Source organism: Flavobacterium sp. (assembly GCF_027484705.1).
In the GTDB taxonomy this organism is placed as follows: domain Bacteria; phylum Bacteroidota; class Bacteroidia; order Flavobacteriales; family Flavobacteriaceae; genus Flavobacterium.
Window position 1 is genome coordinate 135,762 of the sequence record NZ_JAIXSL010000011.1, and the last position, 26,972, is coordinate 162,733.

Below are 26,972 nucleotides of genomic sequence, written 5' to 3' on the forward strand. Positions count from 1 at the left end.
ACAATCTTTTGCGGCGAACCCCGCCCCAAAAGGATTTCCATTACCATCAGGGCTAGGGTTTTTTGTGCCGAAACTGTTTTGTTCTGTAACAGAACATTTTGTTTACGCTCCATGTTTTACGCAATAAAAAAATAATACATTTGATTCTCTAATTAAAAATTAACTTTAAAACCCAAAACCCCATGATGTTAGTTAAAAAAATGATCAGCGCCTTTACTTTGTCGCTCATGATTTTCTCTTGCGGCGGCGACAATGAAACGACTACAACTACAAGCGCACCTGCAAAATTAGCCAGAACCACGACCCCGAAAAAATTCCTGTTTGACGCTACCAAAGCCGAAACTGCAGGAAATGCCGACTGGGTGATTTGTGAAAATTCAAGCGGAACACCGATTCGTTTTCCAAACCCATTGCAAAGTACCGTAACCGCAACAACGCCCGAAACTTATTGGCGTGGCGCTTTATCAGCATGGGGCATTGCCTTAGCCAAAGAAGGACATTCCGTAGAAACTTTAGCACCGGGAGCCGCAATCACTTACGGCAACACGAGCAATGCACAAGATTTATCGAAGTATGACGTTTATGTCGTTGACGAACCCAACACTCTTTTTACAGCCGCGCAAAAAACAGCGATTCTTAATTTCGTAAAAAACGGTGGCGGACTTTTCATGATTGCTGACCATAATGTTTCCGACCGAAATAACGACGGTAAAGATTCACCTGCGATTTGGAACGACTTGATGACGAACAATACCGTACAAACCAATCCATTCGGATTAGCGGTAGAATTGACTAACTTTTCGCAAACTTCCACCAATGTCTTGACCGATGCGACCAATACCATTCTAAACGGTTCACAAGGCGCGGTAACACAATTAAAATTTAGTGCCGGAGCTTCGATCAAATTGACGCCGACGGCCAATGCTACGGTAAAAGGCTTAATCTGGAAAACAGGTTTGTCAAGAACGAGCACTACGGGCGTGATGTGCGCTTCTTCCACATTTTTCAACGGAAGGGTAGTGCTGATCACTGATAGTTCTCCGGCAGATGACGGAACAGGTGATCCGGGCGACACTTTATATCCCGGCTGGACAGAAGTCGGCGGCAACCACGCGCGATTGCATTTGAATGCTTCCTATTGGCTTGCTAAATTGCAATAAAAAGACTTTAAAATCTTTTCAGGTTTGTTCCTGAATTCAAATATGACCAAAAACAAGCGTATTAATTCACGTTTGTTTTTGGTTTTTTATTTTATGTTAAATGGAGCTTTCGCTTCGAATTCTAAATAGTATCCGTCGAATTCTAAATGCGTTTCATGGCATCGAATCTAAGTATTATATTTACGAGGAAAATTAAATCAGAATAGTATTCCATTTGAAAAGCATCACATGTTCTCCCCTAAATATATGAATCGTTTATTTTCAAAAGACAACCAATATTTTGCCATACTGTTGGCTCATATCCTATTGGGTTGCATACTTTATAAATACCCTAAGCTGGGTTCTTATTTCGGAATACTGGTAGCGGTTTCAGGTTTCTTTTATGTAATATTCCATAAAAACAAGAATCACGAAGTGCTTCAGGTAGCCGGTTATTTTATCGGAAGTGAAGTGTTGTTGCGCATGACTTATGGTTTTCTGAGTTACGAATTCATGAAATGCAGCCTTCTGATGTTGGCCGGACTCGGTATTTTCTACGATGGATTTTCCAAAAAAACATTACCCTATTGGATTTACCTTTTGGCTTTGATTCCGAGTATTTTTTTTGAAAATGACCTTAGCAACATTACCAGAACTACCTTAAACGGAATCGCCTTTGATCTTTTAGGACCCGTTTGTCTCGGTTTTTTTGCTATTTATACCTACGGAAAAAAAATATCGCTCCAAACACTCAACACCATCCTGATGGCTATAGGGCTTCCGATCCTGAGCTGCGGTGCGTATGTTTTTCTGTACAATCCCGACATTGATATTTATTTAAGAGGCGTTTGTTCCAATTCTATGTTTTCGGGCGGATTTGGTCCCAATCAGGTTTCCACCATCCTCGGGTTGGGCATGTTCATCTTCTTTATGCAGTTGGTCATCAACAGCGCTACTAAAATTCGCTTTGGGGTTCATTTATCGATTTTTTCCTTGCTGTGCTATCTTGGGTTTTTGACTTTTTCAAGAGGCGGAATGATTACCGGTTGTGCCATTTGCATCATTTTTCTGATTTCAATCTATTACGGTTCGGAAAGTTATGGGAAAGCCAAAGCGAAAACGGGATTGGTTTACTTTACATCGGTTGTTTTGCTAGTCATCGGCTTGATTTCTTATCAGACAAACGGGCTCATTGAAAAAAGATATACCAACCGCGATCACAGGGGAAAAGTACAAAAAGACACTTCCGTTGATAGGAAAGCGCTTGCGCAAACCCAAATTCGCTTATTTATAGAAAACCCTGTTTTGGGCGTAGGTTTAGGAAAAGGAATCACGGTTAAGGAAGTCAAAAGTGGCCACGTAAACTCACACGATGAGTTAACGCGTTTGCTGGCCAATCACGGCATCATGGGATTGCTGAACATCCTGATTTTAATCATCACGCCAATGGTACTTTTCTTTAAGTCGAGGCATAACGCCTATTGTGTGGTTTTCTTCACTTTTTGGTTCCTCTCGATCAACCATTCCGGGATGAGGACTGCCGCACCTGCCTTTTTGTACGCCTTGACACTTTTATGCGTAAAGATTGACGACGAAATTTTTTTTAAGAAACCAAACGAATCAACATCCTGAATTTATTAAATCAATTCAATTTAAAGTTGAGTTGCATCTTTTCAAGTTCCACCAACAATTCGTTCGAGATTTTAATTTTGAGTTTGCGGCTCGGCATCGACAAGCGCGTGATGATTTTCGTTTCCTCGACTTCTGTGGTCGTGCTTATCCCTGAAGATTCCTCGATGGATAAGGCTTCTTCATCAAGTATCGGATCTTCGGACTCTATTAAAATAGGTTCCGGAATCACTTCAATTTGTCTTTTGACGGTTTCGAGTTCCATGACTTCAAAATCTACGGTGTGATCGCCACGGTTTGATTGAAAAATGGAGCTCAGTTTCGCAATCATTTCGGATTGCAGATCTTTAATGTTGAGGTGGATGATCAGTTTTTTTGCAAAAGCAGGCAACACATCCTGTAAATACTGTACCAATAAGAACTGCAATCTTGGTTCGCCTTTTTTGCCCGTTTCCTTATCGGCCCATCCTTCTTTAACGGCAACTCGTATGTAAGTAAAATTATTCTGGATCAGGAAATGGCGGAACTTCAGGTATTCTTCGCCGAAAATCCGGAATTCGAAACTCTCGTCATAGCCTTCCATCATAAACGAAGCCCAGCCCTTACCATTCTTGGCGACGCGATGCTGTACGTTGGTGATAATGCCGCCAAAAGTTAAGTTCTTATTGACGTACTGATCAAGACTTTTGAGCGTTTCAAGTTTGGAATTGCAGAAGTATTGCATCTCAAACTTATAATCATCTAAAGGATGCCCCGAAATATAAATCCCGACCACTTCTTTTTCTTTAGCTAGTTTTTCCATCGTGCTCCAATCTTCGCAAGGCGGAACGATCGGTTCGGGAATTTGAACATTACTCGCTTCTCCAAACAAACTCACTTGCGACGAATTTTCATTTTCCTGAAACTTGGCACCATAACGAATGGCTTTTTCAAGAAACGTAATGCCATCGCCTTCATCGTGAAAATATTGTGCTCTGGTAGTATTTCCAAACGAATCGAAACCGCCAGCTAAAGCCAGATTTTCAAACGCTTTTTTATTGGCTGCTCTGAGGTCGATGCGTTTCGCTAAATCAAAAATCGATTTGTATTTGGCGTCTTTTCTATTTTCAACAATGGTTTCTACAGCAGCCATTCCTACACCTTTGACGGCGCCAATGCCGAAACGGACGGCGTAATTTTCATTCACCGTGAATTTGTAAAACGACTCATTCACATCGGGGCCTAAAACCTGCAATCCCATGCGCTTGCATTCTTCCATGAAAAATGACACCTGCTTGATATCGCTCATGTTGTTCGAGAGCACGGCCGCCATATATTCCGCGGGATAATTCGCTTTTAAGTAAGCGGTTTGATAAGCCACCCAGGCGTAACAAGTCGAGTGCGATTTGTTGAACGCATATTCGGCAAACGCTTCCCAGTCTTTCCAAATCTTTTCCAATTTTTCTTCGGAATGTCCTTTGGCTGCGGCTTGGCTGATGAATTTAGGTTTCATTTTGTCAAGGACGTCACGCTGTTTTTTTCCCATTGCTTTACGCAAAACGTCGGCATCACCTTTGGAAAAGTCTGCAAGTTTTTGGGATAAAAGCATGACTTGCTCTTGATAAACCGTAATGCCGTAGGTGTCTTTGAGCAATTCTTCACACGCTTCAAGATCGTATTCAATAGGTTCCTCACCATTTTTTCGTTTGATGAAACTTGGGATGTAAGCAATCGGGCCCGGACGGTACAAGGCATTCATCGCAATCAAATCGTTGAAAACCGTAGGCTTGAGTTCCTTCATGTATTTCTGCATTCCGGCACTTTCATACTGGAAAATCCCGACCGTTTCGCCGCGTTGGAAAAGTTCATAGGTTTTCAGATCATCAATCGGGAACGCGTCAGGATCGATGTCTTTTCCGGTTCTGTATTTGACGAGTTTGACGGTATCTTTAATTAAAGTCAATGTTTTTAAACCCAAGAAGTCCATCTTGAGCAGTCCCGCGCTTTCTACGACCGAGTTGTCGAATTGCGTGACATACAAATCCGAATCCTTCGCGGTAGCCACAGGAACGAAATTCGTAATGTCGCTTGGTGTGATGATAACTCCACAGGCGTGTATTCCGGTATTTCGCAGATTGCCTTCGAGAACCTGCGCTTGTTGGATGGTTTCGCCACTCAAATCTTCTTCTTTCGAAAGCTCGATGAGTTCTTTGATTTTGTCGAAATCTTCCTGACGCAGCACTTTCTTAATTTCCGATTCGGTATCATTCAAAAACCTGGCTAAACTCCATTTTGATGGAATCAGACCTGGAATCAGTTTGGCAATTTTGTCGGCTTCAAATAAAGGTAAATCCAAAACCCTTGCGGTATCACGAATTGCGGATTTGGCGGCCATCGTACCGTAAGTGATGATTTGCGCGACTTGCTTCGAACCGTATTTGTTGATTACATAATCCATAACTTTGCTGCGGCCTTCATCATCAAAATCGATGTCGATATCGGGCAAAGACACACGATCGGGATTCAGAAAACGCTCAAAAAGCAAATTGTATAAAAGCGGGTCGATGTTCGTAATCCCGAGACAATATGCCACGACCGAACCTGCTGCTGAACCACGACCCGGACCCACGGAAACGCCCATGCTTCTGGCTGCTGCAATGAAATCCTGTACAATCAGGAAATAACCCGGATAGCCTGAGTTCTCTATGGTTTGCAATTCAAAGTCGATGCGCTCCTGGATTTCGGGAGTGATGTTACCGTAACGTTTCTCAGCGCCTTTGAACGTCAAATGTTTCAGATACGAATTCTCGCCGCGTTTTCCGCCATCGGTTTCATCTTCGGCAATCAGAAAATCGTTTGGGATTTCAAATTTTGGAAGCAACACTTCTCTCGCGAGGTTGTAGATTTCAATTTTATCAACGATCTCGTTGATGTTCCCAATCGCTTCAGGGCAATCGTGGAAAAGTTTTTTCATCTCGTCCGCCGATTTGAAAAAATATTCCTGATTCGGCAAACCGTAACGATACCCGCGACCGCGACCAATCGGCGTGGTTTGTTTTTCGCCATCGCGCACGCAGAGCAAAATATCGTGAGCGTTGGCGTCTTCTTTATTGATGTAAAAAGTGTTGTTTGTAGCGACTACTTTGACGTTGTGTTTTTTAGACAGTGCCATCAATCCTTCATTGACGCGGTTTTCGTCTTCCTGATTGTGTCGCATGAGTTCGATGTAGCAGTCGTCACCAAACGTATTTTTCCACCAGAGCAAGGCTTCTTCAGCTTGATTTTCACCTAGATTTAAAAGCTTGTTGGGCACTTCACCGTATAAATTTCCGGACAGTACAATGATGTCTTCTTTGTATTGTTCGATGACTTTTTTATCGATGCGCGGCACATAATAAAACCCGTTCGTGTAGGCAATCGAAGACATTTTTGCCAGATTGTGATAGCCTTTTTTGGTTTTAGCGAGCAGCACGATTTGATAGCCGTTGTCTTTTCTGCTTTTATCTTGATGGTCATCACAAACGAAAAACTCGCAACCCACAATCGGTTTGATGATTTTTTCGGTGGGCGCTTCGCCGTTTTCTTCCGACGCTTTGTTTTTGGCTTCGGCGGTTTTATTGTGGTTGATGATATCACGTACAAAGTGAAAAGCGCCCATCAAATTGGCATGGTCGGTAATCGCGACCGCTGGCATTTTTTGCTGAATCGCCGCTTTAACCAAAGATGCCACACTAATGGTCGATTGTAAAACGGAAAACTGCGTATGGTTGTGTAAATGCACGAAGTCCACATCTACAAGTAATTCCTTATTGTCAGAAAGTTCTTTTTTGGAAATCGGAGCCGCTTGTTTGTCGCCCTGAACCTGACGTATTTTTTCAGAAGCTTCCTTCAGATTGACGTGCGTCAGCCCAATCGACTGAATCGGTTTTGGGTTTTTGGCTTGAAATTCCTGAAAATAACCGGCGTCCGCATGAAGTTCTTCGGCTGTAAAAATCTCAAGTCGAATCAACTCTAAAAAGCAACGCGTGGTCGCTTCTACGTCGGCGGTAGCGTTGTGGGCTTCGGCAAACGGAACATTAAATAAATATTGGTGTAATTCGGTTAAGGTCGGCAGTTTGAATTTCCCACCGCGGCCACCCGGAAGTTTGAGCAATGATGCGGTGACTTCGGTACACGTATCAAGAACCGGCATGCTTGCCATAGGCGATTCGATGCCCATACGGTGCAACTCGCACCCCATGATATTGATGTCGAACCCTAAGTTCTGCCCGACGATAAATTCGGCTTTCGATAAAGCGATGTTGAATTTTTCTAAAACTTCCTGCAAAGCGATGCCTTGCTCGGTCGCCAATTCGGTTGAAATGCCATGAATGCGTTCGGCGTCATACGGAATGTTGAACCCGTCAGGCCGGATCAGATAATCCTGATGTTCGATGACTTTTCCCATCGCGTCGTGCAACTGCCAGGCTATCTGAATACAGCGTGGCCAGTTGTTGGTGTCGGTAATAGGCGCGTCCCAACGTTTGGGCAATCCGGTGGTTTCGGTATCGAATATTAAGTACATAGCAGTGTTTGAAGTAGCGGTGTTTCCTCAAAAAGGAACTTCAAATTTAGGCTATTTTGACAGAAGAATAGTGCGGAAGTTATCAACAAAAAACCATTCAAAAAACTGACGAATCAATTCTTTGAATGGTTTATTTTGAAAATATAATTTAGTATATCCTGAAGATAAAGCTAATTAGTATCCACCACGGTTTCCACCGCCACGGCTGTTTCCACCTCCGTAACCACCACGAGAATCTCCACCGCTGCGGTTGTTGTTGAAGCTTCTTCTTTCGCCTTCTGGTTTTGGTTCAGATTTGTTTACTACAATGGCACGACCTTGTACAGTAGCACCGTTCAATTCTGCAATTGCCTTCAACGCTTCCTCGTCATTTTCCATTTCTACAAATCCGAATCCTTTACTTCTTCCGGTAAATTTATCGGTAATTATTTTTACAGAATCAACTGCACCATAAGCCTCAAAAGACTCTCTTAAATCTGCTTCCTCAATACTGAATGGAAGGCTTCCAACGAAAATGTTCATATGAATTATTTTAAATATTACACAAATATAGCTTTAATTTTCTTCTAAATGACGATGTAGCATATTATTTATGTTTTAAAAAAATAAAAACAGAAAATTTTCCCAACGGATTGATTCTCACGCTTTTTTAGGCACTCAAACTATCGATTGTCATGAACCGTGAATAAAGGAATCTTGCAACTATCAATAAGTATCTTGTAAGACTTTTTGACTTGGATAGGATTAATTTTAAAACATTAAACCTACTGATTATGAAATCTAAACTGCTTTATTATCTCGACGACGACCTCGACGATTTAAATTATTTTCGCGACGTAACTGAAGATTTGGGCCACCGCACAGTGATATTTATGACAGGAAATGAATTGTTGTATGCCTTAAAGCACGAATCGGAAAAGCCTGATCTGATATTTCTGGATGTGCACATGCCAATACTCAACGGCGAAGAAATTCTGAACATCCTGAAGAAATCGGAAGATTACAAGTATATTCCGACGATTATGATTTCCGGAGTTTTTCCGAAGAAACTGGTGCGTGATTATCAAAAAACTGGTGCGGATTATCTGATGAAAAAAACGATAGGCAGCGATTTAAAAATAGCACTGAATCATGTATTGGGGCTTGATTTTCCTTTGAAGGCTTAATGTTATCCGTGATAAACCCTCGAAAATACAATCTTGCCATCTTTGATTTCGAGCACTTCTGCCACGAGCATATCGGCTTCATTTTCGACGGTTCTGACGTATTCCATAAACACGCGGTCGGCATTTGCAGTCAGTGAAGTAACGCGATAATGTAAACTCGGAATCGTTTCAAAAGCGCCTTCCCACCAGTCATGCAAAGCCTTTTTACCTTTGACCAAACCATTGGTTTCAGGTTGCTTGATTTTGAGTTTCGGGCTGAAATGTTCCGCCTCATCATCGTACAAAGACAAAAGGGAATCCAGATTATGGTCGTTGAAAGCGGCAAACCAACGGTGTGCTATCGATAAATTTTGTTGTGTAATCATATCTTTTTTAAAAGAAAATTCCCGCTATTGTAACGGGAATCCCATATTATTTTATTCCTCAGAACCTCAGAACCTCAGAACCTCAGCGCCTTAATTTAAACATTCTTCAAATTAATAATTTCCTGCTCAGTCAAAAACCTCCAATTGCCACGCGGCAGATTTTTCTTGGTCAATCCTGCAAAAGAAACGCGGTCAATTCTGAGCACATCGTATTTGAAATTTTCAAAAATAGCACGCACCACTTTCACGTTCGACGTTTTCAATTTCAAACCCACTTCGGTTTTAGGCTGGTCTTCAATATAACTGATTTCTTCAATAAACAAGCGGTGCCCGTCAAGCGTCACGCCTTTTGAAATCTTTTCCAAATCTTCAAATTTCAAATTCTTATCGAGCGAAACCTGATAAATCTTCGAAGATTTCTGGTTCGGCAAACTGAATTTCCGGATCATATCCGTATCATTGGTAAACAACAACAAACCCGTCGTGTTCTTATCCATACGGCCGACAGCGGCGATTTTGGCATTCGTAGCGCCACGCACCAATTCAAGTACGTTACGGTCTTCCTGTCCTTCGTCTAAGGCGGTCGTAAAATTTTTGGGTTTGTTGAGTAAAATATATTCTTTCTTCTCAGGCGTTAAAGTCGCTCCGTCAAAATTTACCACATCGCCCGGCTTCACCATATAACCCATTTCGGTCACCGGAATGCCATTGACTTTCACATTGCCAGACTGAATGTAGATGTCAGCATCACGACGCGAGCACACGCCCGAATTCGAAATGTATTTGTTCAAACGCATCTCATCCGGATTCTTAGGGCGTTTCGGCGCCTGATTCGGTTTCTTTTCTGCTTTCGCGGCTTTGGCTGCTTCGGCAGGCGTCAGCGTTTTCGGTTTCACTTTCTTAGGCCCTTGTGCACGTTTGGCCATCGCAGGCTTCGGTTTGTTCGAACTCGGCCGCGATCCGCCACGCTTATTATTGCCTTCCTTATTATTCATAACTGCTTAATTTTGATGCAAAGATAGGTTTTTATTGGTTTTGTCAGGAGCTGTTCCGGCTATACGTTACAATCTTTTGCGCCAAACCCTGGCACAAAAGGATTTCCGCTACTATCCGGGCTAGTGCTTTAGGTTAAATTAAAAATCTTCCGTTTTCATTTGAAATTTTAGAAAATACCTGAAGTCCACTGGACTTCCTCCTCTTAATATCAAATTATCCGGGCTAGGGTTGTAATAGTAAATCGAACTTTTTAGATTGTTTCAAGCAGTTTCCTTCCATGCCACAAAACGGTCGGGTCAATGAGCACGATGCAGCATACGCCCGCGACAATCAGGAATTTCAAAAGATTGTGAAGTTTAAGGTATTGTTCCTTCGAATCGGATTGCCACAACTGGATGCCGAAAAAAATCATGATGATGAAACCGACATAAAAATAAATATCCATATAGCCGACATCAAACACGCTGACCAGAAAATACACCGGAATAATCGTCAACAGCAGCAAAGCAGTAATGCTGATTTTTGAAATGTTTTCGCCAAACGCAATCGGAATCGTCTCGTAACCGTTCGCCAGATCGCCTTTGATGTTCTCCAAATCTTTGATCATTTCCCGAACCAAAAGCAAAATGAAAAGGAAAGTAGCATGCGTGAAAATCACCGCGAGATCGTTGGTGTGGTTTTCAATTTCATTGAACGGAAGCCTGTAATAATAGTACAATAAAATTCCAAAAAAAGGAAAAACGGCCAGAAATGCAGCAATGAAGTTACTAAAAAGTGCGTATTTTTTGCGTTTGTGCGAATACAGCCAAATCAGAAAAATATAAGTCGCAAAGAATAAACTCGCGCGCCACGACACGAGAAACGCAAACAAGGTCGCGATGAAATTCAAAAGGAAATACACGCGCAGTTTCGTATTCTGACTCACCAAACGATCGAGCATCGATTTGTTCGGCCGATTGATTAGATCCTTTTTGCTGTCGTAAAAACTGTTGATGATATAGCCCGAAGCAATTGTTATCGACGAGGCGAAAACCACGATGAACAACTTATAATCGAGTAGGATGGAGAGCGCACTTTTGCCCGGCGCCAGAATAAAAATCGCCGATAAATATTGGGCTACGATAATAATAGGAATATTATAGCCGCGCACTACAGAAAACAAACTGACAACTTTCATGATCCGCCATTTGTTCTTTCTGCTTAACATAAAAGAAGGGTCTGTTTGGAATAAAGTAGATTAAAACTGATAAACGACCTCGAGTTTGTAATCCTTCAAGGATTGTTTGGCTTTTTCGAGGTCTTCCGTAAATCCTAAGATATAACCGCCGCCTCCCGAACCGCAAAGCTTTAAGTAATAATCATTGGTGTCGATCCCTTTCTGCCAGATGCCATGAAATTGCTCGGGAATCATCGGCTTGAAATTGTTCAGCACGACTTTCGACAATTTTTTGGTGTTTGAAAATAAAGATTTCATATCGCCGCCGAGGAAATTCTCTACGCAAGCATCAGTATATTTGACGAATTGGTTTTTAAGCATCGTACGGAAACCCTGATCTTTAAGGTTTTCCATGAAGATATTGACCATCGGAGCCGTTTCGCCTACAATTCCTGAATCCAGCAAAAACACTGCGCCTTTGCCCGTCAGGCTTTGCGTAGGAATTCCGGTCGCTTCGATATGATCTTTGGAATTGATTAAAATAGGAATGCTCAAATAACTGTTGAGCGGATCCAAACCCGAACTTTTACCATGGAAAAAAGATTCCATTTGCCCGAAGATGGTTTTGAGTTGCAGTAATTTTTCACGCGTTAAATTCTCTAAAACGGTGATTTTATTTTGCGCGTATTTATCGTAAATCGCCGCTACCAATGCGCCGCTGCTGCCTACGCCATATCCTTGCGGAATGCTCGAATCGAAATACATGCCCGAAGCCACATCATTTTTCAAAGCTTCCAAATCGAAAGTCACCAATTCTGGTTGTTCGCTTTGCAAAGTTTCAAGATGCGACACGAAACGCTTCAGATTCGCATTCGATTTGACCGCTTCAGCTGACGTATTGCCGTCTGATTTGAGCGCGCCGTTATAAAAATTGTAAGGAATTGACAATCCTTTAGAATCTTTGATGATTCCGTATTCTCCGAAGAGCAGGATTTTCGAGTAAAATAATGGTCCTTTCATAGTTAGTTTTCAAGCATTAATTGACTTCCTTGTCCAATTGCATCACAAATATACTGACCATTCTGACAATAGCCAACCAATTCGTGCTGAATAAATTGTAAAACTGTCACTTTATCGTTTTCGGGATACAAAACATGCACGTTCGCTCCAGCATCTAACGTAAAACAAACCGGAATGTTGTGCGCTTTTCTGAATTTCCAGATCGCGTTGATGATTTCGAGCGTGTTGGGTTTCATCAAAATGAAATACGGCATCGAGGTCATCATCATCGCGTGTAAAGTCAAGGCTTCGCTTTCTACGATGGCTATGAATTTTTCAAGATCGCCGGTTTCTAAAATGATTCTGAGTTTCGAAAGGTTTTCATGCGCTTGTGCGAATCTTTGTTCGGCATAAGGATGGTCGTGCATCAAATCGTGTCCGACGGTGCTCGATACTTGCTTTTCACCTTTGTCGACGAGTAAAATCGTATCCTGATAATTGTTAAAATTAGCGTGAATCTCAGTAGGAAATTCTACGCCGAACAAATCAGAACTTTCGTCAATGTCCGCGTGATTTCCCCAAACGACTACTTTCCCTTTGACGCTTCTACAGGCACTTCCGGAACCCAAACGCGCTAAAAACGATGCTTTTTCATAGAAATAATCTTCGGTCATTTCAGGGTTCAAAACTTTTTCAAGGCTCATGACGTTCATCGCCAAAGCTGCCATTCCCGAAGCCGAAGAAGCGATTCCGGAACTGTGCGGAAAAGTATTTTGGGTATCAATCGTGAAATGAAATTGCTTCAAATACGGACAATAAACCGCAATGCGTTCGAAAAATTTCTGGATTTTCGGTTTGAAATCTTCCTTAGGTTTTCCTTCGAAAAGCAAGTCAAAACTAAAATGATCGTGATTCTCTTTTTTGTTGAAAGTCAGTTTGGTGATCGTTTTACAAGCATCCAAAGTGAAACTTACCGACGGATTGGCCGGAATCTGGTGCGCTTTCTTGCCCCAATATTTGACTAAAGCGATGTTGCTCGGCGCGCTCCATTGAAATGTTCCGCTTTCGATGGTGCTCGAAAATGACTTGGGAATAAAATCCGTTGCAGTCCTCATAAATGGAAATTTTGACAAAGATACTTTTTTTGGTTAAGCCTCGATGAGTAACTTTGTGTATTCACCGATAATTTCATTACATTTAAAAAAAACTGCCATGAACAAATATCTTAAAATTTCTATTGTTGTCGTGACCTGCATTGCTGTTGGTTTTTTGTCGGGTCAAGCCACACAATCTTCGGTCACTACTTGGTTCCCAACTTTAGTCAAACCTGTTTTCAACCCGCCGGCTTGGGTTTTTGCTCCGGTCTGGAGTACACTTTACATCATGATGGGAATTGCCGCCGGTTTGGTATGGAGCCGTATCGATTTTGAAAGGGAAGTCGTTCGCAAAGCTTTGATTTTCTTCGCAATTCAATTGGCATTGAACGCACTTTGGTCGATTTTATTTTTCGGATTGAGAAACCCTTTTCTCGCGATGATTGAAATTGTTTTGCTTTGGTTGATGATTTATGAAACGTACATCAAGTTTGTGAAAATCGATAAAATTGCTGGCTATCTTTTTATCCCTTACTTATTTTGGGTGAGTTTTGCGAGCGTTTTGAATGCGAGTATTTGGTGGCTCAATAAATAAAAAAATCCCGAATGTTGGTTCGGGATTTTTTAAAGGTTTTTTAATTGCTTTTATTCTACAATCAGTTTTTTGATTTGCTTGAGGTTGTTTTTAGTAGTTATTTCTACAAAATAAATCCCTTTGGCAAAATCCGAAACATCTAACGTTTGTCGTACAGCGTTGAGATTGCTCATGTTTTTAATACATTTTCCAGACACATCATTGATTTTTATGGTATTGATGGTTTCGCTGGTATTCAATAAATCAATCTGTACTTGCTTATGCGTCGGATTTGGATATAAGGCAAGATTACCTGAATCGAAGTTGACATTTCCCAGCGCAGTCACAAATTTCGTATTAAACGTATTGGTCACAATAGGCGGATTCGAATCGAAATAGATGCTCGCAGTATTTGGAATTATTGTTCCGACAACATACCCGGGTTTTGGTTTTATTTTGAAATTCACATAACCTTTACTCGACGTTTCACTTTGTGCCTGAGGTTTCAATTGTATGCCGTTAAAATTCCAAACGACCTTGTTGTATACTCTGTCCATTGTATAATTATGGCTGGCATCAACCATTCTGATGCTTTGCTCATCGAGCCTGCTGTCAAGAAAATCTTCGAGTCTGACATCAATCGCATTCGAGGTTCCGGTGTTCTGGAAACGAATGGTATAATTTAGAAAATCGGTATTGTCAAAATCAGCCAATAGGATTTCATTGCCATGGGCTTCCATTTTATCATTAGGATCGTAGGATGCCACAACGATTTGGGCAATAGAATCGCTATTGTTGTTGCTATTGATGTCGTTCACCGGCGTTGTTATCGAAGCGCTGAAGTTTAGAACATCGTCAATATTAACCGAAGGAATAGCCGGAACAGTCATTGTTACCACAATCGACCGGATTTCAAAAGGCGCTAAATTGACAAAATCATAGCTGAAGCCGGTCGCATTATTGGTAATTCCGGTTTGGCTTACGGTGTTGATGGCAACTGCAGGATCTTTTACGAACGACAATGTGCCCGAAGTAGGCGTAAGTCCAAGGTTTTTATAGACAATTTTATTTATAAAAGTAGTCGAACCCGCAACAGGCTGATTCTGCGCAACAATCGAAACCGCTGCATCAGTGTAGGGCTGCGTAATGGTTAACGGAAAATAAATAAACTGGGTTCCACCATTAAAAACGACACTGACATCATTATAATTGGTAGGCGTTAAAGCATAATAGGCAGCATATTCAGGATAAATCTGATACGATATGTCGTACGTATTGCTTGGGTTGGGATCATTGATATTGTATTTTCCGAACGGGGAACTCGCGCTGATAATATCACCGGTATTGTTGATCTGATAATTGAATGTACCGTATGAAAAATTGTATTCGTTGTTATCCCGTATTCCGTTATTATTGACATCTACAAAAGCGACCAGTTGCATTTTGTCGGCACAAACGGTTTTACCTGCCCCCGGCGTTGAAAAATTGGTTTGCTCTAATTTGATGAATCCCGGATTGTTACTAAAATTGGTCACTAGTACTTTATAATATTCCCCGGCAACAGCATTCGGAATCGATAAAGTTTCGGTATAACTCGAAGAATAGCTGCAATCGACAATATTTCCGAAAGGGTAAAAGGTACTATTTGTCGGTGGGAAGTTATCAAACGGGCAAGTCGGACAATCCTCAAAAATGATTTCGCTACAATTATTATCCATGGCGAATGGGCCCCAAGCTGCAAAATCAACATCCATAAACAGCCCGGTAGGGTTTCCAATCGCATCAAATTGCGTATTTTGGCTGATGGTGTATAATAGCGGACCGGATTCGGTAACTTTAAGCGTATAGTAAGCCGGGTTAGGGTTTGTTCCTAAACAAGCGATCTGGCCGGTGCTTGGTATGCCGGCAGTATTTTCAAAAATATACGGATCATTTACTGTGGAACCACAAAACGCGGGTGCTGATTCACAACTCGAAATCGACTTGATGCAGATATCAAAAGTGACCATTTGACTCGTGCTATAAGTCGGGCTAAGTCTTAAATAATAAGTCTGTCCGATAACAAAATTAGAAGAAGAGGCTGTTAGGTTGATCGACGGAGAAGGCATACAAGCAAGTGCTGTTAAATTACCGCAACTGCCTGAGTAAATAACCATTTTCATGTCCTGATTATTACTGCCTTGCAAATTAGTTATCGTAATAATATGCCTGCCAGAAGTTGCTGTGAAACTATACCAAACATCATTGTAGGTGGTTGTGCAAGCTGTTGGCTCCGGAGAATGCGTCGCCTCACTAATCACGCAGGAATTGAAATTGACACACAAGGCTCCCGAATTGACTGCTAGCGGAATCGCATTAAGGCATTCGTCATTCGTTGACGGAGCAATACTTTGTGCGGTGATAGAATAACTAACGTTCAGCAAAAATAAAAGTAGCGTGGAAAATAAAGTTTTTTTCATAATGACTTGTTTAAAAATCAAATATACTTGATAATTAACAATCTACAACAATATTTTTTTTACGCAATAGCACTTGCCACAATAAACCCGCTAGTCCACGCATTCTGGAAATTGAATCCGCCCGTAATCGCATCGATGTTTACGATTTCTCCAGCAAAGTATAAATCCGGAAGGATTTTGCTTTCCATTGTTTTGAAATTGATTTCTTTCAAATCAACACCGCCTGCCGTGACGAATTCTTCCTTGAAAGTACTTTTACCGTTCACCTGAAAATGCGCATGGGTTAATTGATTCGCCAAATTCTGAAGTTGTGCTTTCGACAAATCCGCCCATTTGGTTTCGCTGTCAATGCCCGAGGCCAAAACGAAACTTTCCCACAAACGGTTCGGGAACTCAAAAGGCGATTTTTTGGAAACTGCTTTCTTAGCCTGATCTTGTTTAAGTTCTTTTAAAATTTCCATAGCTTCATTAAAATCAACATCATGAAGCCAATTGACAATAATCGTAAACTGATAATTTTTGTCGTGTAAAATTCGTGCGCCCCAAGCCGACAAACGTAGAATACCCGGCCCGCTCATGCCCCAATGCGTAATCAACAACGGACCGCTTGCGCTGAGTTTAGTGTCTTTTACTTGTACAGAAGCCAAAGCGGAAACGCCCATCAAATCCTTAATTCTCGGATCTTTGATGTTGAACGTAAACAGCGAAGGCACAGGAATGACAATCGAATGCCCTAAGTTTTGCAACAAATCCCACATTTTCGGATTGCTGCCCGAAGCCATCACGATTTTTTGACACGCAAAAGTTTCGGTTTGTGTTTCGACTTTCCAAAAAGTATCGCTGCGAAAAATCGATTGCACGCTTTGACCTGTCAGTACTGCAATGCCTAGTTTTTGGGTTGCCTTCAGAAAACAATCGATAATCGTTTGAGAGGAATTCGATACCGGAAACATTCTTCCGTCGTCTTCAATTTTGAGCTCGACACCATGTTTTTCGAACCATTCAATCGTATCGCCAGAGCAGAACTGATGAAACGGTCCTCGCAATTCCTTTTCGCCACGCGGATAAAATTTCACCAAATCATTCGGCACAAAACAAGCATGCGTCACATTGCAACGCCCGCCGCCCGAAATGCGCACTTTTTCCAAGACGTTTTTGCCGCGTTCGAGAATGGCCACTTTGAGTTTTGGGTTTTTCTCTGCAATATTGATTGCGGTAAAAAATCCTGCAGCGCCACCGCCAACAACAATAATATCGTAATTCTGGTTCATAATCGGTCGGGGAAATCGGTGATGATTCCGTTTACTTGAAAGTTTTTTATTTTTTGGATGTCTTCGGGTTCGTTGACCGTCCAAGGGAATACTTGAAATCCTTTTTGCTGCATTGTTATGGTGTTTTCTGCGGTCAATAAATGAAAATAAGGATGAATACTTTTCGCTTTGATGAAGGTGGCAAATCCTATCGCCAAATCAATCTCGGTAGAAGTCAAAACGCCCAAATTGATTTCAGGATTGATGGCATGAACTTCTTGCAACGCATTCCAATCGAAGCTCGAAACCAGAAACAAATCGTTTGTCCAGTTTTTTGCTGCGATATATTTTTCGATCAACGCTACAACTGGTTTCGCAGTTTGGTTTCCTTTGAGTTCCACATTGATGAAAACCTTTCGTTCAATAAGATCAAAAACTTCCGCAAGCGTAGGAATTTGATGTTCGTCGTCGATTCGTAATGCTTTCAATTCGTGTAAAGATAATTCATTGACGAAACCATTTGCGTTGGTCGTTCGGTTTACGGTATCGTCGTGAATGACTATAATTTCACCATCGGAACTTAAATGCACATCCAGTTCGACGCCATCAACCCGCATGTCAAGTGCTTTTTGAAATGAAGCCAAAGTGTTTTCAGGCGCATAGCCTTTCGCACCGCGATGACCGATTTTATAGAATGGTTGCATAACTTTCGAAAGCCGTAAAGCTAAAAAAACGCCTTCATTTCGGAAGACGTTTCGGGTATTTTATTTTTTGAGTTCGAGCAGTACGATGTCAAAATCGGTGTCGAGGATGACTTTTCCATGTTCGACCGTGTAGGCTTTTCCGGAATAAGCGTCTTTAACTTTGGTGCCGTTCTTAAAGATGGTTCCAACCGGGATTTCTTTTTTCCCTTGGTTCAATTCGAGACCAATCACCACTTGATCGCTATATTTTCCTTTGGTGAAAGTTCTTGAAAACACATAAGGTTTTTCAGAAATCTGATGGTGGATTCCTGCGCCAACAGCCGGGTGATGTTTTCTGAACATGCCTAATTTCTGCCAATGCGCTAAGATCTTTTGGGTTTCAGGATTCGATTTGACGTCGTTCCAGTTCATGAACGAACGTAAAGTCGCATCGCCTTCAGTGCCTTCTATGACTAATGAACGTCCGGTTTCATCGCCATAATATATCTGCGAAACGCCCGGCGTCAATAACAATTTGGTTCCAGCTTCGTAGCTTTTCGTGCGGTTGGGATCGAAAGGTTTTCCATCATCGTGCGACGAAATATAATTCAAAACGCTATAGCCTTTGAGTTCTCCGTTGAGCTTGTCGGAATATTTGGTGAACAAACCTTCATAACTTAACTGCGCGGCATTCCACTTAAACTCAAAGTTGATCATATTGTTGAAACCGTGTTTGAAATAATTGACTTTCTTATCGCCGAAATCGAAATTCTGCCCAGAGCTGATGCCGTAATTGTAGACTTCCGCAACGGTATAGAAAGCGTTATTATCCAAAACTTTCGTCGGATTTTTCTTTTTCCACATCGTGAAAGCGTAATCGCATTGGGTTTTGAAATCAGCCCAGACATCTTCATCCACATGCTTCACCGTGTCGCCACGATAGCCATCAATTCCGAATTCGAGAATATAATCCGTAAGCCATTTGATGATGTAATATTTCGGCGCGCGCGGATACCCCGTTCTCTTGAAAAACGCATCGAGCGACGCCATTTCGGTTTCATAACGGCCTTCTTTTTTCCATTTTTCGATTAAGAATGGCGGCACATCAACGTTAGTATTGTTTTCAGTCAACACATCGGGAAGGTTTTTCACGAGTGTACAAGCTGTAGTGTTTTGATAACTCTTGTAGTCACATTGTGGGCCGGTGCGTACCCAGTCATTAGGCCAAACGGTATCGATATCGGTTACCGGTCCGGTATGATTAATCACGCCGTCAAGCATGATCCTGATTCCTTTGGCGTGCGCTTTTGATACCAATTCCGCCAAGTCTTTTTTGGTGCCGAAATTCGGGTCGAGGGCTGACCAGTCGCGTGCCCAATAGCCGTGAAAGCCATAGGTTAGACCAGTGCCTTCATCAACGCCGTCGTGGATTTGTTCTACAATCGGAGTGAACCAAATCGCATTGACGCCGAGTTTATCGAAATAACCTTCATCGAGTTTCTGGATGATGCCTTTGAGGTTCCCGCCTTCAAATCCGCGCAGTTTTCCCGTGGTTTTGGTTCGGTTGAAGTAGGTTTCTTTCTTTGGATTTCCGTCCATAAAACGGTCGGTCATCAGGAAATACAGGTTCGCGCCTTCCCAAACAAAAGGTGTTTTTGCGGTTTTGACAGCCGTTTTAATTGCTTTTGGTTTTTTGGTTTGGGCAAAATCGTAGGTCGTGTTCAAGAGCAATAAGGTTAAAATTAAGAGGGTGGTTTTTCTCATTTTAGAATTGTATTTTGATTTCTTTTGAGGTTCCTTTTTCCCAAGTGACAGGAATTTCAATGGTATTCGAATTATTTTTGAAAGCAATATCTTTTCCGTTGACCGTTACTTTTTGAGCTTTCGAAGCATGATGTAAAACAAGATTTACATTTTTATCGGTTGCCGAGAAGGCTTTTCCAGTTTCGGAAGTGAAATTAATCGTCAATGTTTTAAAAACAACATTCGCTTTAAAATTCAGGATTTCATATTGGCCTTTTTCAAAATCGTTGGCCGTCGTTCCGTCGTCGTTGTATAGTTTTCCGGTACTCGAAGTAGTTTTTTCATCGAAATAATAATGCAAATCAAAATTCGACAAGGAATATTTAGTCGTGTTCTGAATCGTCTTAATCATCGGAATGAAAGCGCCGCCACGCACAAACACCGGAATGTGATCGTCACTCACAGCAACCATTTTCGCGCTGCCGCCAAGGTATTCTTGCTCAGAGTAAAAATCAAACCAGTTGTTGTTTTTCGGGAAATAGATTGAAGTGGAGGTTACGGCTGATTTGGTAATCGGCGTTACTAGGAAATCATTTCCCCAGAAATAAGTTTCACACACTTCATACAAGGCTTTGTTTTCAGGCTCTTCAAAGAATAACGGACGCATGAGTGGCGTTCCTTTTTGGTTGTTTTCGAAAGACAAAGTATAGTTGTAAGGCAACAATTGGTAACGCAATTCCACCAGTTTTTTTGCTTTGGCTTTGGTCACGACATCTTTATAAACGGGTTCCGAAGCCACTTCTTCCTGCGCATGCGGGCGGAAAATCGGTTGAAAAACGCCATATTGAAGCCAACGTAAATACAGTTCATTATCAAAATAATCACCGGCAAATCCACCCAAATCAGAGTGCATATAACCCATTCCCTGCATGCCCATCTGCAAAGCGATTTCAGTTTGTGATTGCAATCCGCCCCAAGAACGGCTTACATCGCCAGACCACGGAACCATTCCAAAACGCTGTGAACCCGAATAACCCGAGCGCATCAAAATGAACGGGCGTTGGTTTGGGAAATCTTTTTTATAACCGTCAGCAACGAGTTTCGCCCAATTGTGTCCGTATACGTTGTGCACGGCATCGGCTTTCCCTTTGGCGGTAATCGCTTTCGATGGAAACACTTCGGGTTCGCCCAAATCACCCCACAATCCGCCGACACCTTGGTTGATGAGTTTTTTGTAAATGTCCCAAAACCACGCTTTGCCTTCAGGTTTGAAAACATCAATGATTCCGGTATTTCCGAAATAGAAATCGTAAGTGCAAGGTTTTCCAGTTTTATCAACGGCGAGTATTTTTTTATCGACGGCTTCCTGCCATTTGCTCGAAGTCGTGAGTATGAAAGGTTCTGTAATCAATACGGTTTTGACGCCTTTGTCATTCAAATCCGAAATCATTTTGGTCGGATTCGGGAATTTGTCTTTGTCCCAATCGAGATTCCCCATCGTGCCCTGAATTGTTTTTCCGAACCAATACAAATCAAGGATGATGGCGTCAACCGGAATGCCGTCCTTAATAAAGCGGTCAATCGTTTTTTGCGTTTCTTCCTGCGAGTGATACCCAAAACGGCTTGAGAAATTCCCCAAAGCCCAACGCGGCAAAAGCGGTTGTTTTCCGGTTAAGTCGGTGTAATCTTTCACCAAATCCGTCCACGAATCAGCTGCAATAACCTGATAAGTTTTTCTTCCGGATATGGTTTCGTAAGCCAAAGTGTTGTCTTTTTTGCTGTCTAAATCCAAATAACCAATCGGTTCGTTGTCGAAATGAACGGCGTAGATTTTTGAAGACATGACAAGCGGCATCGTGAAATTCATCAGTTCCGCTTTGGTTTCGTAACCGTAATGCGCTCGGTTGTATAATTGCAGACGGTTGCCACGACGGTTCATACCTAAAGCCCTCGCGCCGCCACCGTAAAGCACTTCGACATTGTCAAGATTGAAATCTATGATCTCGGTCGAATCTTTTTTTGTGTAGCCGTTTTTCTCAGAAATGAGTTCTTTGGTATTATAGAAATAAGAAATCTTGAAAGGTGATTTTTGAATCGTAACTGACAAGCCATTGGTCGCATAAGTTAATGTTGATTTACCGTCAGAAACTTTCGTTTTTACTTTTTCGGGAACCAAAACCACCGCATGCGAATTCGGGTTGAAGGATTCGCCTTTCGGGATGAAAGAGGTTTCCACAATATTATCGGAATATGGCTTTAGAATATATTTCCCGTCGGAAGTATTAATTTCTAAAATGTTTCCGGCTTTTTTATAGTTTTCGAATTTACGGTTGGCGTTTTGCGCAACAGCTATCGAAGTGATTAAGAAAAGTAAAAGTATTTTTTTCATGAAATGTATTGCTTGGTGATTTTCTTATTGCTGTAATTCTAAAATTAAAACGGATTTGCTGTCAATGGTTAAATCATTATTCAAATCGATGATTTTTCCGGTCATGATGTCTTTTCCGGTTTTATAATTCCGGATGCTTTCCTGAAAACGGTTGGTGTTGAACGTTTGTGATTTCGCACTGTTATTCATCACAACCATCACGGATTGATTGTCGGTATAACGGAAATAGACATACACATTATTGTCAGGAATGTAATGCTTCATCTTTCCGAAATGCACTGCTTCGTTGGTTTTTCTCCAGTTGAACAGTTTTGAAGTGAAATCGAAATACTGGTTTTGTTCCGCCGTTCTTCCTGCTTTGGTAAACGCATTGTTCGTGTCGCCGTTCCAGCCGCCCGGGAAATCCCTGCGAATGTCCGCGTCGCCTTTGTTTTTATCGCCGGCCATACCGATTTCCGAACCGTAATACAATTGCGGAATTCCTCTAACCGTAGCGATCAAAGCCAATCCCATCTGGTATTTTTTGAAATCGTTTTTATAAGTTTGGTTGAAACGATTCGTGTCGTGATTCTCCAAAAACGTCATGATGCTGTTCGGATTTGGATACAGAAAGTCGTTGGTAAAATTGTCGTAAACTTTAATAAAACCCTTATCCCAAGTGGATTCGTCTTCATTGAAAACGGAACCGAACGCGTCGTGCAAAGTAAAATCCATGACGCTTGGCAAATAGGAATTGTAGTTTTCAATCGCGCCGATTTTACTGTCTTTCTGCCAATACGCCATTTGCGCCTGATTGTGCATCCAGACTTCGCCGACGATATTGAAATACGGATATTCATCAAGAATCGATTTCGTCCATTTTGAAATTCCTACCTTATCATTATAGGAATAAGTATCAACACGGAAACCATCAAGATCAGCGTATTCGATCCACCAGATTGCATTTTGCGTGAGATAATTCAAGACCAAAGGATTTGATTGGTTCAGATCGGGCATTGATCTTACGAACCAACCGTCGAGGCAGTTTTTGGTATCAATGGCAGAAGCATTAATGTCGAATTGGGTTGTCATGCGGTAATTCGATTGTGAAAAACCGGGAAACTGGTGAATCCAGTCGTAAGTCGGCAAATCCTTATACATCCAATGCTCGGCGCCCCAATGGTTGGTCACATAATCCATAATCAGTTTCATGCCGCGTTGGTGCAGTTCGGAAGATAATTTCAGATATTCCTCATCGGTTCCGAAACGCGGGTCGATTCTGTAAACATCCGATTGTCCGTAAGTGTGATAGGAATAACGCGCGTCGTTGTCTTCGCACATCGGCGTGGGCCAAACTGCAGTAACGCCTAATTCTTTTAAATAATCGAGGTGGTCGATCATGCCTTTGATGTCGCCGCCATGACGTCCGCCGGGATTGGAGCGATCGCCTTTTTCAGTGACCGATTTCTCGCTGTCGTTGTTCGGGTTTCCGTTGGCAAAACGGTCTGACATGATCAGGTAAATCATATCCGAAGCGTCGTAACCTTTGCGCAAAGCGGAATTTTCGCGGCGTGGTTTTAGGCTGTAGTTTTTAGTAAAGGTTATTTTGTCGGTGCCTTTAAAAGTGAAAGTTAACTCTTGCGCTGGTGCATTTTGGGTATCAATCGTGACGAAAAGATAATTGGGGTTTTCGGTTTTTTTAATGTTTTTGATGACGATGTTGTTGGAAACGGCGACGTCATTTTGCGCGATGTTTTTGCCGTAGAACATGATTTGGAGTTCGGGGTTGTGCATGCCGGCGAACCAGAAAGGTGGTTCGGTTTTTTCAAGCTGCGCTTGGGCTAGGGTTGTGAGTAGGAGAAAGAATAGTAGTTTTTTCATGGTTTGTTGTTTTGGTTTCTTCTTTTGCCTTGATGCAAAAGAAGCAAAAAATCAAGGCTGTATAAAATTGGCTAAAAATTAAACAATCAAGCTAAAAGAAAAAAAACTCGCTGCGCTCAGACAGTTTTTCTTTTTTAACGCTTGATTGTTTAATTTTCTTCACGCCAATTTTATAAAATGCCGCAACAAGCGGACTGATAATTTTTAGTTTTTGGCTTTCTGCGAAGCGCCAAAAAGAAGTACGCGAAGAAAATCTTCCTAGCTTGAAAAAAATCGTCTTCGCGTCGGCCTTTATAAAATCAGCGTTAAGAAAATCATTGGTACATCCGTTAAGAACGAAATTCTGTTTGAGCCGCAGGCGAGTTAATTTCGTTTAGGATTTACCAATGATTTTTAGCTGATTTTATACAAGCCTTGACTTTTGCTTCTTTGTGTCAAGACAAAGAAGAATATCTTTAAGAACGTTATCGTCTTGTCGAAGACCAAACCGCGTTAGGGATGGCAGCGGCATCCTTTTTTCGCTTTCTTTAAGCGGAAAAAGATATAGCGAACAGCCCGCTCGTAACGCCCTAAACCGTCACTAAATTATTCGGCTCCACCAAAACTTCTTTCCCGTTGACCACAACTTTAATGTCATGCTGGCCTTCAAGCACAAAATTTGTTTCATTCTGGTGCACAGACACTTTTAGAATCTGGTTTCTGAAATTGATCTTGAACGAATAGCCTTCCCATTCTTTTGGAATTCTTGGTGTGAAATGTAACGTATCGTCTTTCACGCGCATCCCGCCAAAACCTTCTACGATGCTCATCCAGGTTCCGGCCATTGACGTGATGTGACAACCTTCCTCAACTTCTTTGTTGTAATCATCAAGGTCAAGACGCGAAGTTCTTAAATAGAACGTGTAAGCCATATCCATTTTGTCTAGAGCGGCGGCCTGAATGGAATGCACGCAAGGCGATAACGAACTTTCGTGCACGGTAAACGGCTCGTAGAAATCGAAATGTTTCTCTAATTGTTCTTTCGTGAAATGGTCTTCGAAGAAATAAAACCCTTGCAAAGTGTCGGCTTGTTTGATGTAAGGTGAACGCAATACGCGGTCCCAGCTCCATTTTTGGTTGATTGGGCGTTGTGATTTGTCCAGATCTTTGACCGGAACCAAATCTTTATCTAAGAAACCGTCTTGCTGCAAATAGATGTCGAGTTCGTCGGAATAGGGGAAATACATATTGCCCGAAACTTCTTTCCACTCGGTCAATTCGAAATCGGATAAGTTGACTTTCTCGATGATGCGTTTGTAATCGGCCGGATATTCCGCTTTTACTTTCTGGATTTGGTCATACGTATAATCGATACACCATTTCGCAATATAATTCGTGTAGAAATTATTGTTGACGTTGTTCTCATACTCGTTCGGACCGGTAACACCCAGAATCATGTATTGGTTTTTGTTCGTCGAGTAAGAGGCTCTTTGGTGCCAGAAGCGAGCAATTCCGATTAAGACTTCCAATCCTTTTTCGGGAATGTAGCTGTAATCGCCCGTATAACGGTGGTAATTGAAAATCGCGAAAGCAATCGCTCCGTTTCTGTGGATTTCTTCATGCGTGATTTCCCATTCGTTGTGGCATTCTTCGCCGTTCATCGTCACCATCGGATAAAGCGCTGCGCCATTTTTGAACCCTAAGTTCTTTTGGGCATTTTCAATCGCTTTGTCGAGTTGGTTGTAACGGTAAGTGAGTAAGTTTCTCGCGACTTGTTGGTCTTTGGTCGCCATGTAGAACGGAATGCAATAAGCTTCAGTATCCCAATAAGTCGAACCGCCGTATTTTTCGCCAGTGAAACCTTTCGGGCCGATGTTCAGACGAGAATCTTTACCTAAATAAGTTTGATTGAGTTGGAAAATATTGAAACGGATGCCTTGTTGTGCTTTGACGTCGCCTTCAATCGTGATGTCGGACATTTCCCAGATTTTGGCCCAGGCATCGATTTGGTCTTTTAATAGTTGATTGTATCCAATTGACGCCGCAGTTTCAATCACTTTTTCAGCGGCAGTTTGCGTGTTTTCGTGGTTCATCGAAACAGTATAACCGCCAATCTTTTGGATGGATGAAGTTACGTTTTGAGGCACATTCACAGCGTATTTGAACTGTATTTTCTCTTTGTTGGAATCGACACTTTCGGGATTGATGTTGACATTTTTGGAGTCAAGCAAAATCGTATTGTGCATGAAAGTCGTCGCGATGAAATGCGTTTTGAACGTTCTTGCCGTCACGAAAGCCGAGTTTTTATCGTGTTTTACGTCGAGCGGTTCCCAGAATTTTTCTTCCCAGTTCGCGTCTTCGTTGGTCACGCCAGCATCGACATAAGGTTTGTAGACGATGACGGCTTCTTTATTTAGAGGTGTGATTTCGTAATTGATAACGCCGGTTTCATCTAAATTCAAACTTAGGAAACGGCGGATGTTGGCTTTGATTTCGGTGCCGTTTTTCAACGTGGCTTCGAACGATCTGTCGTACCAGCCTTCTTTCATGTTGAGTTCGCGGCGGAAGTTGGATACTTTCGTGCACGCATGCAAATCGAAATTCTCACCGTCGATTTCGATGTCGATTCCAATCCAGTTGGGCGCGTTTAAAACTTTGGCGAAATATTCGGGGTAGCCGTTTTTCCACCAGCCCACTTTGGTCTTGTCCGGGTAGTAAATACCAGCGATATAGCTTCCCTGAAACGTTTCTCCGGTGTAATGTTCTTCAAAATTGGCACGTTGCCCCATCGCGCCGTTGCCAATACTGAAAAGGCTTTCCGACGATTTTACTCTTTCTGCATCAAATCCTTCTTCTATGATGGACCAATGGTCTGGTTTGATATAATCCTGATTCATTTTGTTTGATTTTCAATTATTGACATGCTAAAACCAGTAGGACTGATCTTA

18 protein-coding genes are annotated in these 26,972 nt (G+C 41.9%); 4 read left to right on the forward strand and 14 right to left on the reverse strand.

Translation table 11 applies throughout. From position 1 onward, the window contains the following. Positions 1-182: 182 nt before the first annotated feature. On the forward strand, positions 183-1,160 hold the full coding sequence (locus Q0058_RS06470) for a hypothetical protein (RefSeq protein WP_298222075.1): 978 nt from the start codon (positions 183-185) through the stop codon (positions 1,158-1,160). 246 nt (positions 1,161-1,406) lie between these two features. Continuing rightward, entirely contained in the window at positions 1,407-2,771 is a 1,365-nt protein-coding gene (locus Q0058_RS06475; protein WP_298222077.1) for an O-antigen ligase family protein, read from the forward strand. Between the two features lie 10 nt (positions 2,772-2,781). Here the strand turns inward: Q0058_RS06475 and dnaE are convergent, their stop codons facing one another. Beyond that, positions 2,782-7,311 (reverse strand): DNA polymerase III subunit alpha, encoded by a 4,530-nt coding sequence (dnaE, locus tag Q0058_RS06480; protein ID WP_298222079.1) that lies wholly within the window; start codon positions 7,309-7,311, stop codon positions 2,782-2,784. 174 nt (positions 7,312-7,485) lie between these two features. Then, a complete protein-coding gene (locus Q0058_RS06485; protein ID WP_298222081.1) occupies positions 7,486-7,833 on the reverse strand; it encodes an RNA-binding protein in 348 nt (115 codons plus the stop codon). Between the two features lie 251 nt (positions 7,834-8,084). On the opposite strand from Q0058_RS06485, the gene Q0058_RS06490 reads away from it, so the two are divergent. Then, positions 8,085-8,477, forward strand: coding sequence for a response regulator (locus tag Q0058_RS06490; protein ID WP_298222083.1), 393 nt, complete (start codon positions 8,085-8,087; stop codon positions 8,475-8,477). A 2-nt stretch (positions 8,478-8,479) separates the two neighbouring features. On the opposite strand, the gene Q0058_RS06495 is transcribed toward Q0058_RS06490, so the two are convergent. From Q0058_RS06495 to mvaD, 5 genes are all read right to left on the reverse strand, one after another. After that, the gene (locus tag Q0058_RS06495; RefSeq protein ID WP_298222085.1) at positions 8,480-8,842 is read right to left on the reverse strand and encodes a nuclear transport factor 2 family protein; all 363 of its coding nucleotides are present in this window, start codon (positions 8,840-8,842) and stop codon (positions 8,480-8,482) included. A 95-nt stretch (positions 8,843-8,937) separates the two neighbouring features. Beyond that, positions 8,938-9,837: a pseudouridine synthase gene (locus Q0058_RS06500; protein WP_298222087.1), complete on the reverse strand. Its 900-nt coding sequence runs from the start codon at positions 9,835-9,837 to the stop codon at positions 8,938-8,940. A gap of 251 nt (positions 9,838-10,088) precedes the next feature. Continuing rightward, complete coding sequence (locus Q0058_RS06505) at positions 10,089-11,045, reverse strand: geranylgeranylglycerol-phosphate geranylgeranyltransferase (protein ID WP_298222089.1); 957 nt, start codon at positions 11,043-11,045, stop codon at positions 10,089-10,091. 30 nt (positions 11,046-11,075) lie between these two features. Continuing rightward, complete coding sequence (locus tag Q0058_RS06510) at positions 11,076-12,014, reverse strand: mevalonate kinase (RefSeq protein ID WP_298222090.1); 939 nt, start codon at positions 12,012-12,014, stop codon at positions 11,076-11,078. A 2-nt stretch (positions 12,015-12,016) separates the two neighbouring features. Next, positions 12,017-13,108, reverse strand: a complete 1,092-nt coding sequence (mvaD, locus tag Q0058_RS06515; RefSeq protein ID WP_298222092.1) for a diphosphomevalonate decarboxylase — start codon at positions 13,106-13,108, stop codon at positions 12,017-12,019. A gap of 97 nt (positions 13,109-13,205) precedes the next feature. On the opposite strand from mvaD, the gene Q0058_RS06520 reads away from it, so the two are divergent. Then, positions 13,206-13,682: a TspO/MBR family protein gene (locus Q0058_RS06520; RefSeq protein ID WP_298222094.1), complete on the forward strand. Its 477-nt coding sequence runs from the start codon at positions 13,206-13,208 to the stop codon at positions 13,680-13,682. Positions 13,683-13,732: 50 nt separating this feature from the next. Here Q0058_RS06520 and Q0058_RS06525 read toward each other — a convergent pair whose 3' ends face one another. The 7 genes from Q0058_RS06525 to Q0058_RS06555 form a co-directional block, all read right to left on the reverse strand. Beyond that, positions 13,733-16,120 (reverse strand): T9SS type A sorting domain-containing protein, encoded by a 2,388-nt coding sequence (locus Q0058_RS06525; protein WP_298222096.1) that lies wholly within the window; start codon positions 16,118-16,120, stop codon positions 13,733-13,735. A 59-nt stretch (positions 16,121-16,179) separates the two neighbouring features. Next, positions 16,180-17,391 (reverse strand): NAD(P)/FAD-dependent oxidoreductase, encoded by a 1,212-nt coding sequence (locus Q0058_RS06530; RefSeq protein ID WP_298222098.1) that lies wholly within the window; start codon positions 17,389-17,391, stop codon positions 16,180-16,182. Next, entirely contained in the window at positions 17,388-18,074 is a 687-nt protein-coding gene (locus tag Q0058_RS06535) for a glycerophosphodiester phosphodiesterase family protein (RefSeq protein ID WP_298222100.1), read from the reverse strand. The genes Q0058_RS06530 and Q0058_RS06535 overlap by 4 nt, the downstream gene beginning before the upstream one ends. Before the next feature lie 60 nt (positions 18,075-18,134). Further along, complete coding sequence (locus Q0058_RS06540; protein WP_298222102.1) at positions 18,135-19,817, reverse strand: alpha-amylase family glycosyl hydrolase; 1,683 nt, start codon at positions 19,815-19,817, stop codon at positions 18,135-18,137. A 1-nt stretch (position 19,818) separates the two neighbouring features. Continuing rightward, positions 19,819-22,185: a TIM-barrel domain-containing protein gene (locus Q0058_RS06545; protein ID WP_298222104.1), complete on the reverse strand. Its 2,367-nt coding sequence runs from the start codon at positions 22,183-22,185 to the stop codon at positions 19,819-19,821. Between the two features lie 24 nt (positions 22,186-22,209). Continuing rightward, positions 22,210-24,045, reverse strand: coding sequence for a glycoside hydrolase family 13 protein (locus Q0058_RS06550; protein ID WP_298222106.1), 1,836 nt, complete (start codon positions 24,043-24,045; stop codon positions 22,210-22,212). Between the two features lie 569 nt (positions 24,046-24,614). Then, positions 24,615-26,921 carry a glycoside hydrolase family 65 protein gene (locus tag Q0058_RS06555; RefSeq protein WP_298222108.1) on the reverse strand — a complete coding sequence of 769 codons (2,307 nt, stop codon included), beginning with the start codon at positions 26,919-26,921 and terminating at the stop codon, positions 24,615-24,617. Positions 26,922-26,972 lie beyond the last annotated feature (51 nt).